This window comes from Staphylococcus sp. GW823-FHT05F06 (assembly GCF_058795495.1).
Genome location: NZ_JBXAHW010000008.1, coordinates 1 through 12,886 on the forward strand (window position 1 = coordinate 1; position 12,886 = coordinate 12,886).

Sequence of the window (12,886 nt, forward strand, 5' to 3'; positions counted from 1 at the left end):
TACTAAATAGTTTGTAACGTTTCGTTACTGTTTATTGGAATTAACGTTGACATATTGTCATTCAGTTTTCAATGTTCTTTAACACTTACAATACATTATTGTAACAAACAGAATTTATTAAGTCAAGAATTAATTTGTATTTCATTTCTTGTCATTTCTTAATTAATTCAACAAATAACATTTTATAATGTAATGATTTTAATTTCAATAGTCAAAATTACACTTTATTAACTAAATTTTAAAGTTCTTAACTTTTTCTTTTCAATTAATTAATCTGCTTTTGACGACTTTTATATAGTATCAAGATATAAACGTAACGTCAATATTTATTATCGATTTTTTAAGTTAAAATTTACTTAATGAGTGAATATATATCTACATATAGTACATTATATTTATATAGTGTAAATACTTTCGTTTTGTACATCTGCAAAACGAAGTCATATGTAAAAAGAAAGAGGCTGTACAAATTATTACAGCCCCTACTACTTATATACGATTATTTATATGAAATTGCTAAACAGTCATACTATTTCATCATTACTTTATCTCAATAAAACTTCATAAGAGTATCAATAATGACTAAATTTTTATTTTGCTTCTATTCTACGACCTTACTTTCTTCAATTTCCTTCTTCTTTACATTCTTTACATACTCCATATATTTCCATCCGATGATGAGTAACATCAAAATCTGTTACATGTTGAGCTAATTGCTCTACTTCATCTAATTGTGGATAATGGAAGTCAACGATTTTACCACATTTTTCACATATAATATGGTAGTGATTATGTGTATTAAAATCAAACCTACTAGATGAATCACCATATGTTAACTCTTTGACTATACCAATATCTTTAAAAACTCTTAGATTATTATAGATAGTAGCAACACTTATATTAGGAAATTTAGGTGAAAGTGCTTGATATATTTCATCTGCTGTTGGATGTGAATGTGAAGATATAAGATAACGCATAATTGCTTGTCTTTGGGGTGTAATGCGAACGCCCGCTTTTCTTAATGAAGCAATTGACTCTTCAAGTTCATGATCAATAGATTCAAGTTCCGCACTCACTTATTTCACCATCTTTCTAAATAATAATTATTATTACTTAATATTAATATAACTGTTGCTATAAATAAATGTCAATAAATACTTGCTGTTTTCAATTAGTAACCATAATCTAAGTCTACTTTATTCTCAATTACATCATAATTATTGAGAAAATGCTCAAGATTCTTTTTGAAAATGTCCGTAGCTTCTCTATTATTATTAGAATCATTACCTGTAATATGAGCAGTTATGGTCACATTATCTAAATCATATAAAGGATTGTCCTTACTAAGTGGTTCTTTTTCAAAAACATCTAAATAAGCATGTCTGATTAATCGATCTTTGAGTACATTGATGAGCACTTCCTCATCAACAATTGTTCCTCTTCCTACATTTATAAATAAGGCATTATTGTCCATTTGTATGAAATCTTTTCTTTTTAATAAGTAAATTGTTTCTTCTGTTTCAGGTAATGCATTAACAATAATATTTGCCTTTTCAATAACATCATCTAACTCTTCAATTGTATAAACTTCATCAAATTGTTCAACATTTTTTCCTGACTTACTAACCCCTATTACTTTCATTCCAAAAGCTTTGGCTAAATAAGCAGCCCTTTGTGCAATCGCACCAGTTCCCAAGAATAATAAAGTCTCTTCGTTTAATCTTTTACCAGTAATTCTGGAGTCATAATTTTTTTCTAATTGATTTCTATAGGAAGTTTTCATCTTTTTATAATCATGCAAAATGAATGTCATTATATATTCAGACACTTGTTTAGCTTGTATACCTTTACCATTTGTTAGAATGATATCTCGCTCTTTAATATAATTTAACGGTAAATTATTTACACCTGTTGCAAACCATCCAATCCATTTAAGGTTGATACAATGTTCAATAAAGGTACGATCTATTTTGCCATCATAACCTATTAAAATGTCCATAGTTTTTCTATCATTAATAGGGATATTTATAGCTTTGTCATAAAATTTAAATTCTTCGTTTGGAAATTGTTTTCTTAATTCATTTTCTATTTCATTTAATCTATTTAAGCTAACAATTTTCAAAATTAACCCTCCAGAATATTTTTTATTGTTTCAATTTGTGTTTTTACCTTTACCTTTTCAATCACATCAATAATGTTACCATTTTCATCGAGAATAAATGTTGTTCTTACAATCCCCATATTCTCCTTGCCAAATGATTTTTTCAATTGGTAAACCCCAACTTTATTAGCAAGTTGATAATCTTTATCTACGAGTAAGTCAAAATTCAATTGGTGTTTTTTTATAAAATTTTGATGTTTCTTTTTAGAATCTGCGCTTATGCCATATATATCTACATCAAGTTGATTAAAATCTTCAATGTGATCTCTAAATTCACAAGCTTCAGTAGTACACGTTGGTGTATTATCTCTTGGATAAAAATAAAGAATCGTTTTACGACCTTTAATTGTTTCATTTGAAATAAAATTGCCATCTTGATTTTCTAAAGAAAAAGAGGGAAATTGTTCACCTTTACTAATCATATACTCACCTATTTCTTAAATGTGTTGATTTTATGATACGATATTAATTGAAAATATTAAATAAAAAGAGGTTGATAGATATGAAATTTACTGAAAGCGAACGTCTTCAGCAACTTTCTAATGAATATATTTTGGGAGGTGTGAATTCACCTTCAAGGTCGTATAAAGCAGTAGGTGGTGGGGCACCAGTAGTAATGAAAGAAGGTCATGGCGCTTACTTATATGATGTAGATGGTAATAAATATATCGACTATCTACAAGCTTATGGTCCAATAATAACTGGTCATGCACACCCACATATCACCGAAGCTATCCAAGATCAAGCAGCAAAAGGCGTACTTTATGGTACCCCTACTGAATTAGAAATAAATTTCTCAAAAAAACTTAGAGAAGCAGTTCCTTCTTTAGAAAAGATTCGTTTCGTGAACTCTGGTACTGAAGCAGTTATGACAACAATTAGAGTTGCTCGTGCTTATACTAAAAGAAACAAAATCATTAAGTTTGCAGGCTCTTATCATGGTCATTCTGATTTAGTTTTAGTGGCAGCTGGAAGTGGACCTTCTCAACTTGGTTCTCCAGATTCTGCTGGTGTCCCCCAAAGTGTTGCACAAGAGGTTATTACAGTACCGTTTAATGATATAGAATCATATAGAGAAGCTATTGATTATTGGAAAGACGACATTGCTGCAGTATTAGTAGAGCCGATTGTGGGTAATTTTGGGATGGTCATGCCACAACCAGGTTTCTTAGAAGAAGTAAATAAAATTTCTCATGATAATGGAACATTAGTTATCTATGATGAAGTTATCACTGCTTTTCGTTTCCATTATGGTGCAGCTCAAGATTTATTAGGTGTTAAACCAGACCTCACTGCTTTTGGTAAGATTGTTGGCGGTGGTTTACCAATTGGAGGCTATGGTGGTCGACAAGATATTATGGAGCACGTTGCACCATTAGGTCCAGCTTATCAAGCAGGAACAATGGCCGGTAACCCGTTATCTATGAGAGCAGGTATTGCTTTATTAGAGGTACTTGAACAAGAAGGTGTTTATGATAAACTTGATCAATTAGGTCGTCGTCTTGAAGAAGGGTTACAAAAATTAATAGATAAGCATCATATTACAGCAACAATAAATCGAATCTATGGCTCACTGACATTGTATTTCACAAATGAAAAAGTTACACATTATGAACAAGTTGAAAACTCTGATGGAGATGCTTTCGCTCAATTCTTTAAATTAATGTTGAACCAAGGCATTAATCTCGCGCCTTCTAAATTTGAAGCATGGTTCTTAACTACAGAACATACTGAAGAAGATATCGATCGTACACTAGAAGCAGCTGATTATGCATTTAGTAAAATGAAATAACCTACAGTATGAGAACTTGACACATTAACTATGTGTTCAAGTTCTTTTTATGTTCAATTATGGATTAACTGTTGAAAATTTAATGGAAATTTACGTTTTCACTTTTCCAAAGCAAAATTTATTATAGTTCATAAAATTTAATAGCTTTTAAAGTACAAAATAAAACTATTTGCTTAATTTCTTAACATTTTGCATCTAAAAACCAAATTGCGTATAGATAAACTTGATTATTTAAGTTCAGGGGTGTATAACAATAATGAATGAGAGTATTATTTTTACTCAAAATAATTAAAAGGAGCATTTAATTTGAGACTTGGAGCTCGGATTTTCAAAACTGGTATAGCCATTATCTTAGCTATGTCTATCGCTTCTTTACTTCCTGATAATATTGGTCTAAAAACGTTAGCAGGTGTCAGTGCAGTAGTTGCCATGCAACCGAGTGTTTATCGCTCAATCAAAACTGTTTCTGAACAAGCTATTGGTAATGTGATTGGTGCATTACTTGCAGTAACAATGGTAACGATATTCAGTAATAATTTCATTATCATGGGCGTTACCGTTATTTTACTCATTGCAATTTTGTTCCAATTTAATCTTGCCCATGTAGCAACACTTGCAAGCGTAACTGCACTTATAATTATGGGGCAACACACTGGTTCTTTCTATGTTGCCGCATTTTTTAGATTTGTACTAGTGATGATTGGTGTATTGAGTTCTTCTGTTGTCAATCTAATTTTTTTACCTCCTAAGTTTGAAACAAAAATTTATTATAATTCTATGAATATTTCTTCTGATATATTTGTTTGGTTTAAACTTGTACTCAATGACACATCAGAATTTCATAATATTAAACAGGATGGTGATCAACTAAACTCACGCATCAATAAATTAGAAAAGATTTTCGACTATTACAATGAAGAAAGACCATTAACAAAAAAACATATTTATCAACAGAATAGAAAAAAAATACTATTTAGAGAAGTAGTTAGAACGACCAGACAAGCATATGAAGTGCTAAAACGAATGTCACGATATCAAAATGATTTATATCAACTAAATAATCAATTACTTTTACAAATCAAATTAGAACTTGATTCATTAGTTACTTTACATGAACAAATATTTAAGAGTCTATCAAAAAAAGCTAGATATGATGTCACTCAATTAGATTATGAAGTTGACAATCCTCAGAAGAAAAACTTGATGGATGCTTTTCAGCAAGAATTAATTAAAAACCCACATCAGACGCAATATTCTTATAGCAATATGATGCAAATTATTGCTGAAATTGAAGAATACAGATATCAACTTGAACACTTAGATAGAATCCGTTTAAGTTTCTTTACCTATCACCGTTCTGATACTGATATAGACATTTCAGATGAGGACTTTGACTTATAATAAAACGGTAAATCAGAATTTTATTGGATTAATCAGTGAAATTCTCCTAGTTAGCAGTTTTGATTATAGGTAAAATAGTTCTTATTTTTAATAACTGCCAACAGTACAAAAATGCCTGAGACAATAACAGTCTCAGGCATTTTCAATGTTATAAGTGCTTTATAAATTTTGAATACTATAAAGATGCTCATAAGCACCGCGTTTATTAATTAATTGTTGGTGTGTGCCAGTCTCAACAATTCGTCCATTTTCCATTACAACTATTCTATCTGCATGAGTAATGGTAGATAGACGATGTGCAACAATTAATGTTGTTCTATCCTTACTTAAAACATCAAGTGCTTCTTGAATAATAGCTTCACTCTCTAAATCCAATGCACTTGTTGCTTCATCTAATATTAAAACAGGAGGATTATTTAAAAAGATACGTGCAATTGACAACCTTTGTTTTTGTCCACCAGATAATTTAACTCCTCGTTCTCCTACTTCAGTATCATATCCATTCGGTAAATTTGAAATAAAATCATGGGCATTCGCCATTTTTGCAGCTTCTACGACTTCATCATCAGTCGCATCAGGCCTACCCAACAAAATATTCTCCTTAACCGTATCAGAAAAAAGAATATTATCTTGTTGTACTAAGCCTATTTGATTCCTTAAACTACCAGTTAGGAAATCTTTAACATTATGATGATCGATAAGTATTTCACCTTGAGTAACATCATAAAATCTTGGTATAAGATTAATCAAAGTAGATTTTCCACCACCACTCATACCTACAAATGCTACAGTTTCGCCTTTGTTAATTGTTAAATTAATATCGTGTAATACTTCTTTTTCATTTTCATTATATTTGAAACTCACATGTTTTAAATCAATTTGACCCTTACTGATTTTAATTGGCTGTGCTCCAATGCCATTTTTGATGTCGTAATCCTCATCCATTAACTGAAATACTCTGTCCATAGATGCAAAACTTTGTGTAAGTGTAGTAAATGAAGATACTAGTCTTCTAAGTGGTCCAAATAATTGTTCTAGATAACCGACAAATGCTGCTAGAGTTCCGACAGTAATCGATCCTGTAATTGCCAAATATGAACCCACGCCAATCACAATTATTGGGCCTAAATCTGTAACAGTATTAATAGCAGCAAAAGAATATGCGTTCCATCTTGTATGTTGGAAGGCTCGTTGTAAAAAATTCTTGTTATGGTTATCAAAATTTTTAGCTTCATTGTCTTCAATAGCAAAACTTTTAATAACAGACATTCCTTGAACCCGCTCATGTAAGAAACCTTGTACTTCTGCTAGAGCTTGTGAGCGCACACGTGTAAGTTTTCGTAATCTTCCAAAGAAAAAATAAACAGTTAAAATATAAAATGGAAAAATAAAAATTGCAGCAAACGTCAATTTTACATCAAGGAAGAACATAATAGAAAGTGCGATAATAATCGTTATACAGTCAAGCCAGATATTCATCAATCCAGTAAGAATAAAGTCTTTTGTTTGTTCGACATCATTAATCACTCTTGAAATGACTTGACCGACTTGATTATTTGCATAAAAGCGAACACTTAGTGCTTGCAAGTGATTATACAATTGTTTACGAATATCATATAGTATTTTATTACTTGTCCATTGAGCTAAATATTGTCTAATAAACTCAATCGGCGGGCGAACAATTAAGAAAATAAATAATGCAATTCCTATTGCTACACCAAGGTGACTAAATTTTTCTTGATTTGTAAGCGAATGATTATTAATCACGCCATCTATAGCATATTTAATCAATAAAGGTATGAGCATGGGAATACCGAATTTAATAATCCCTACTATAATTGTTGCAATAATACGATATCTATAAGGTTTTACAAACTTTAAATATCGTTTTATCATGCGCCTTCCCTCCTAATAATTTGAAAATGAAGAGAGGTTGGCACATTGCATTTGTATACACTTTAAAAATAAAAGATACAAATGTTAATGTCTCAACCTCTAATACACGAAGACACTCTATTAGATATTAAGTTAGAAAGATGAACTAACAAATTACCGTTGTTGTTACACTTCATTTATGAATTTTTATAGATTACTTTTACAATATAAAATATTTTATTCTTATTTACATCTATTTTGCTTAATAATCTCTAATTTTTTTATAACGTTCTTTCCATACCTTTATAAAGTCAGGAGCAAAAGGCCCCTTTTTTTGTTCTATCCATTGTTGTAAAATATCAACATTTCTTCTTAAAATAATATCGATATCGTGTGGATAATTCATTTGGTTCATATGTTGCTCGTACTCATCTTCATCAAGTAAATGATATTTTCCGTTCGGATAAACTTTGATATCTAAATCATAATCAATATATTTTAACGCTTCTTCGTCACATGCAAAAGGCGAAGATAAATTACAATAATAATAAATACCATCTTCTCTAAACATACAAATAACATTAAACCAATATTCAGAATGAAAGTACACAATTGCTGGTTCTCGAGTAATCCATGTACGCCCATCACTTTCAGTTACTAAAGTGTGATCATTACCACCAATAATCACATGTTCCGTTCCCTTTAAAATTGTGGTTTCTGACCAGACACGATGAATATTACCATCATGTTTATAACTTTGAATCTTAATGTTTTCTCCTTCTTTAGGTATGGATTCCTTTACCATACTCCACACCACCTTTATCGTATTTAACCATTTAGATTATATCATATTTTAATATGCTTGATTAACCTATCATTTATAAGTGGCATTTGAGATTGATGTTTATAAATTAACCTTCAATAAACTTATATATTTTATCCATTGGTACGGGAAATGTATACTGCTCCCTATCATCTAAATTAAACCACGTCATTTGTTTAGGTAAATCATTTTCCTTTATATTAAGAGGTGCTGTAACATTGTATACTTTAATTTCCCATGTAAGATGGGTAAATTGATGCTTTAATTTAAATACTGGTTCGTTAATTGTTTCGATACTTTTTCCTAAATCATCAGATATCACATCGTTTGCATTTGTTTGTTCTCTCATTGGAAATTGCCACATACCATTAAGAAGTTTTTCTTTACGCTTTTCAAGTAAATATTGACCATTATCATTACGAATAAGAAAAACTTTTTGCTCAATGGTTTTCTTATTTAAACTTTTGGTTTTTACTGGTAATTCTTGTGTAGTCCCCATATGAAATGCCTCACAGTGTTCTTGAATAGGACAAAACAAACACAATGGTGATTTTGGCGTACATACTAACGCCCCTAGCTCCATCATTGCTTGATTAAATGTTCCCGCATCCTTCAACACATACGGGTGTAATTCTTGTTCGAATGCTTTTCGAGTGGACTGTAACTTTATATCACGATAGTCATTGTTTAATCGTGACCATACTCTAAAAACATTACCATCGACAGTTGCTAAAGGATGATTGAAAGCTATACTCATGACCGCCGCCTGAGTATATGGACCCACACCTTTTAACTTTTTAAATGATTCAGGATCGTATGGTACCTCACCATCATAATTATTATTAACTTCTTTTACGGCAGTATGGAAATTACGCGCTCTGCTATAATAGCCCAACCCTTCCCAATACTTCAGCACTTCATCTTCATTAGCTTCGCTCAACGACTGTATTGTAGGGAACCTATGTATAAATCTATAGTAGTAATCGATAACAGTGTTTACTTGCGTCTGTTGTAACATCACTTCACTTAGCCATATATAATAAGGATTAGTCGTTTCTCTCCAAGGCATATCTCTTTGATTTTTATGAAACCAATCTTCAATATCTTTTTTAAAAGAATTTTCTAGATACATAAAACCTTTCCTCTCTATTAGCTTCATAAGAATGTATTGTTAAAAGCATTCTTAAGTTCAACTTTAACATGACTCTATAATACATTACTTTGTATATGTTTATTTAAAGTAAGTTAATTTTGTTATTTCAACTTTTAGATTATAATATATATTAAATAAAGATGAAAAGAGTGAGCATTTATGGACACAGCCACACATATCGTTATGGGTGTGGGTCTTACAGCTTTAGCAACGCAAGATCCAGTTATGGCAGAATCATTTGCTGCTACTGCGACGACTTTAATCGCAGGTTCTTTAATACCAGACGGTGATACTGTATTGAAATTAAAGGATAATGCGACATATATTTCACATCACAGAGGAATCACACATTCATTACCTTTTACAATATTATGGCCTATATTAATTACATTTTTTATATTTGTAATATTTAGCCAAACGAATCCTTTACATGTATGGTTATGGGCACAACTAGCAGTGTTTTTACATGTCTTTGTAGATATTTTTAATTCTTATGGTACACAAGCATTACGTCCCATAACTAACAAATGGATTCAATTAAGCGTGATTAATACCTTTGATCCGATAATATTCATTATTTTAAGTACCGGTGTCTTATTGTGGATATTAGGTATTCACCCGTATATTGTTTTCTTTCCAATTATATTAATTCTCATAGGCTATTATATTGTAAGATTTAAGATGCAAGCAGCAATTAGAAAACAAGCACTCCAAAAAATTGAGCAATCGCATACACCAGTAAAAGTATTCGTAGCTCCAACAATAAAATTTCATGTATGGCGGGTCGCAATACAAACAGATAAGCATGATTATGTTGGTGTTTCCAAATGGAAAAATGTAGATTTCACTGATAAAGTTAAACGCCAGTCTATGACTCCTGATTCGATATTATGGAAAGTTAAAGGTAATAAAGATATATATACATTTTTAAACTTTTCTTCAATTTACCGTTGGCAAACTACACCATTAGATGATGGCACAACAGAAATTCGACTTATGGATTTACGATACTTAAATAAAGGTCGTTATTCTTTTGTAGCTATTGCACATTTAACACTTGAAAATGAAATTGATCACTCTTATATTGGGTGGGTATTTAGCGAAGATAAATTACAACGTAAATTATTTTCATAATATATTTGATTGTTACAAAATTCATATTAACTACGATGCTAACATTGGAGAAAACTTGATATAAAAGAATTTCAGTTTAGCCATCGACCGCCTATAAATTAAGAATGCCTCAGACTTTGATTGATGTCTGAGGCATTCTTAATTTAATAAAAGATTGTACTATTGTAATAACTTTATTGAACTATTTACTTATCTAATTTTACGTTTAAACATTCCTTTTCTTTATTCTTTTTTGAATAATTCTTTTGGTTAGATTGGTTTTGATATTTATCAAATGCTATGTGACGCACAAGCGCATAATTAATCACACAGATGATTCCAATTAAAATAATAATATATAAATGATAAGGTAAATTGCTCATGCTGATTGTACCAAATACTATAGCTTGCGAACTACCATTTACGAAATAATACAGAGGATTTAACATCATAATATGATTAACCACATTTAAATTTGTATTAGGGATGTATGTAATTGGAACCATAAAGAAGCTGATAGCACTTACTATAATAAATATCAGTTTTACATGTTTAATTGCATAACTCAGCAAGCCCAATATTATCGAAGTCACACTGATAAAAATTGCTAAAATTACTAAATAATATAAAAATGAAAGTATTGATGCTTCAAAATTCACAGGCTTAAGAATAATAATAACTATCCCCAGAATAAGTATTGTTATTAAACCTAACATCGCTATAACTATAGTAGGTGTAACTGCAGATATATGAAATGACTTCATGACAACGAAATCTCTGATATAGTACTTATAAGCTATATAAATAGATTGTATAATAATGCTGAATATGATGAATGATGAAATTCTGAATAACCAACGCACTTGAACAATATCGGTAGTATGGTTGAAATTAAAAAATCCCTCTAATGCTAGAATAATTACTAGTCCTATAATTAGGCTAATTGCAAACCACTTCCATGTTTGCTTAAGCCTTTGAGTACAAAAACTAAAAAGATGTGGTAAGTTTTTAATATATACAATTAAATTATCTATCATTTTCACACCTACAATTCAATATAAATCCATTTTTCTTCTTTCATATCAGCGATAAAATAACCGCTTCCACTTTTTGTAATCCATACATCTTTCGTGATATTAAATGTTTTTTTCAATTCCGTTTTATTTGTCATTGGAATAACAAATCCAGACAGTTTATCATTATCACCAAATATCATTTTTATAGGTTGTTGCGTGATCGGTACAACATACTTTTTATCTTTATCAGGTCTAAGCGTTTCTGTTACTTTATCATGTTTTTGATGTAAGTGACTGTTAAAGTACTCTACGTAAGTACTATAATTTGATTTTATATAAGGTGACAATTTCTTAAAAGTATGAGATTCGTATAACCCAGCTGGATTGAAATAAAACACTTGATTTTTACTAACACTATATCTCCTTTGATTCATTTCGACCCGATATCTTTTGTTATTTTCTCCAGTAATTGTAATTAAACTATACTTAGGTACTTTTAAATCTTTAGACCCGTTTAAAGTAACTGATCCATCTAATGCTAATCCATATGCAAGTTTTTCTTCGTAAGTATCTTTATTCTGATTCTGTATGGATGCTTGGGTATTAATGTTCCCTAGTTTGACCATACCTAAGTTGTTAAAGAAAAGTACGCTCATTAAAACAAGCCCAATCAAAAAGCTGACAAATAAGGTCCAAAATCTCACTAGAAATCTTGGTGGCTTAGCATGATTATAACGTTCTATTCTTTTAAAATTATAAGTCATTTCAGGAATACGAGAGCGATTCTGCTTCCAATCATAATCAAAGTTCTCAATTTCCATTTCTGATTTTAAACTAGTACGATCTTTTTCATGTTCTCTAAAAGTTGGTAATACCTGATTTAGAGAACCTTCCTTGCGTATCTGGCCGTGTGATACCCATGTTATGTAGTTACTTGTTTTGCTTATCTTTTCTACATCATTATCAATTAAGACTAGTGTTTTATTAGCCTCAATATAATCTTTTGATAAAACTGTAGCTCTTTCTATAAATGTTTCATCTAAATGTGATAAAACATGATTTAAAATGATAATATCGTTTTTTGAAGAACGTGCAATACTAAGTAAAAGTTGTGCGTATGATTTTTCGCTTAAATTAGAAACCTTTTCTTCTATGTAATCACCTAAATGTGCCCATTGAATAATTTGTTCAACTTTATGCTCAGTTACTTCATAAGGAAAAAGTTGTACGAGTTCGCTCACATATTGGCTCACAGTTAAATTATTAATCTTTCGATCATCAATATCACCGAAATATAAGTTTTTAGTTCGGACGACCTTACCTTTATCAGGTTTCACTGAACCACTTAAAATTCTACCAATCAAAGTTTTAGAAGATCCAGGTTCTCCGATTATACCTAATGCTTCACCTTGATATATATGCAAAGAAATATTATTTAGGTTGATGTCCTCAGCATCATAACCTAATGGTCGATACCATTTTTTTGAATTATGATTTCTATAGTAATGTGTTACCTTGAGTAATTTTAAAACTATTGAGCTTCCCATCAATT

General features: G+C 30.5%; 11 protein-coding genes. 3 read left to right on the top strand and 8 right to left on the bottom strand.

The features are described from left to right. Nucleotides 1–623: 623 nt before the first annotated feature. The 3 genes from perR to bcp all read right to left on the bottom strand — a co-directional run bounded on the left by perR (nucleotide 624) and on the right by bcp (nucleotide 2,583). The gene (gene perR / locus AC1Q7N_RS06550) at nucleotides 624–1,076 is read right to left on the bottom strand and encodes a peroxide-responsive transcriptional repressor PerR (protein ID WP_001830391.1); all 453 of its coding nucleotides are present in this window, start codon (nucleotides 1,074–1,076) and stop codon (nucleotides 624–626) included. A 95-nt stretch (nucleotides 1,077–1,171) separates the two neighbouring features. Next, a complete protein-coding gene (locus AC1Q7N_RS06555) occupies nucleotides 1,172–2,122 on the bottom strand; it encodes a phosphoglycerate dehydrogenase (protein ID WP_002457099.1) in 951 nt (316 codons plus the stop codon). Nucleotides 2,123–2,124: 2 nt separating this feature from the next. Next, on the bottom strand, nucleotides 2,125–2,583 hold the full coding sequence (gene bcp / locus AC1Q7N_RS06560) for a thioredoxin-dependent thiol peroxidase (RefSeq protein WP_001830449.1): 459 nt from the start codon (nucleotides 2,581–2,583) through the stop codon (nucleotides 2,125–2,127). Nucleotides 2,584–2,663: 80 nt separating this feature from the next. Between bcp and AC1Q7N_RS06565 the strand changes: the two genes are divergently transcribed. Both AC1Q7N_RS06565 and AC1Q7N_RS06570 read left to right on the top strand, forming a co-directional pair. Further along, nucleotides 2,664–3,953 (top strand): glutamate-1-semialdehyde 2,1-aminomutase, encoded by a 1,290-nt coding sequence (locus tag AC1Q7N_RS06565; protein WP_001830429.1) that lies wholly within the window; start codon nucleotides 2,664–2,666, stop codon nucleotides 3,951–3,953. Nucleotides 3,954–4,259: 306 nt separating this feature from the next. Next, the gene (locus tag AC1Q7N_RS06570) at nucleotides 4,260–5,354 is read left to right on the top strand and encodes an FUSC family protein (protein WP_002457098.1); all 1,095 of its coding nucleotides are present in this window, start codon (nucleotides 4,260–4,262) and stop codon (nucleotides 5,352–5,354) included. A gap of 159 nt (nucleotides 5,355–5,513) precedes the next feature. Here the strand turns inward: AC1Q7N_RS06570 and AC1Q7N_RS06575 are convergent, their stop codons facing one another. From AC1Q7N_RS06575 to mutY, 3 genes are all read right to left on the bottom strand, one after another. After that, the gene (locus AC1Q7N_RS06575; protein ID WP_001830383.1) at nucleotides 5,514–7,250 is read right to left on the bottom strand and encodes an ABC transporter ATP-binding protein; all 1,737 of its coding nucleotides are present in this window, start codon (nucleotides 7,248–7,250) and stop codon (nucleotides 5,514–5,516) included. 241 nt (nucleotides 7,251–7,491) lie between these two features. Beyond that, nucleotides 7,492–8,034, bottom strand: a complete 543-nt coding sequence (gene ntdP, locus AC1Q7N_RS06580) for a nucleoside tri-diphosphate phosphatase (RefSeq protein ID WP_001830384.1) — start codon at nucleotides 8,032–8,034, stop codon at nucleotides 7,492–7,494. Nucleotides 8,035–8,140: 106 nt separating this feature from the next. After that, a complete protein-coding gene (mutY, locus tag AC1Q7N_RS06585; protein WP_001830413.1) occupies nucleotides 8,141–9,184 on the bottom strand; it encodes an A/G-specific adenine glycosylase in 1,044 nt (347 codons plus the stop codon). A gap of 180 nt (nucleotides 9,185–9,364) precedes the next feature. On the opposite strand from mutY, the gene AC1Q7N_RS06590 reads away from it, so the two are divergent. After that, entirely contained in the window at nucleotides 9,365–10,339 is a 975-nt protein-coding gene (locus tag AC1Q7N_RS06590) for a metal-dependent hydrolase (protein WP_001830424.1), read from the top strand. Nucleotides 10,340–10,524: 185 nt separating this feature from the next. On the opposite strand, the gene AC1Q7N_RS06595 is transcribed toward AC1Q7N_RS06590, so the two are convergent. Together AC1Q7N_RS06595 and AC1Q7N_RS06600 are read right to left on the bottom strand one after the other, a co-directional pair. Beyond that, nucleotides 10,525–11,355, bottom strand: a complete 831-nt coding sequence (locus tag AC1Q7N_RS06595; protein ID WP_001830426.1) for a membrane protein — start codon at nucleotides 11,353–11,355, stop codon at nucleotides 10,525–10,527. Nucleotides 11,356–11,363: 8 nt separating this feature from the next. After that, complete coding sequence (locus tag AC1Q7N_RS06600) at nucleotides 11,364–12,881, bottom strand: ATP-binding cassette domain-containing protein (protein ID WP_001830434.1); 1,518 nt, start codon at nucleotides 12,879–12,881, stop codon at nucleotides 11,364–11,366. Nucleotides 12,882–12,886 lie beyond the last annotated feature (5 nt).

Coding starts and splice junctions, on each gene's coding strand:
- bcp (WP_001830449.1), bottom strand. CDS start 2,583: ATGATTAGTAAAGGTGAACAATTTCCCTCTTTTTCTTTAGAAAATCAA.
- AC1Q7N_RS06565 (WP_001830429.1), top strand. CDS start 2,664: ATGAAATTTACTGAAAGCGAACGTCTTCAGCAACTTTCTAATGAATAT.
- AC1Q7N_RS06575 (WP_001830383.1), bottom strand. CDS start 7,250: ATGATAAAACGATATTTAAAGTTTGTAAAACCTTATAGATATCGTATT.
- ntdP (WP_001830384.1), bottom strand. CDS start 8,034: ATGGTAAAGGAATCCATACCTAAAGAAGGAGAAAACATTAAGATTCAA.
- mutY (WP_001830413.1), bottom strand. CDS start 9,184: ATGTATCTAGAAAATTCTTTTAAAAAAGATATTGAAGATTGGTTTCAT.
- AC1Q7N_RS06590 (WP_001830424.1), top strand. CDS start 9,365: ATGGACACAGCCACACATATCGTTATGGGTGTGGGTCTTACAGCTTTA.
- AC1Q7N_RS06595 (WP_001830426.1), bottom strand. CDS start 11,355: ATGATAGATAATTTAATTGTATATATTAAAAACTTACCACATCTTTTT.
- AC1Q7N_RS06600 (WP_001830434.1), bottom strand. CDS start 12,881: ATGGGAAGCTCAATAGTTTTAAAATTACTCAAGGTAACACATTACTAT.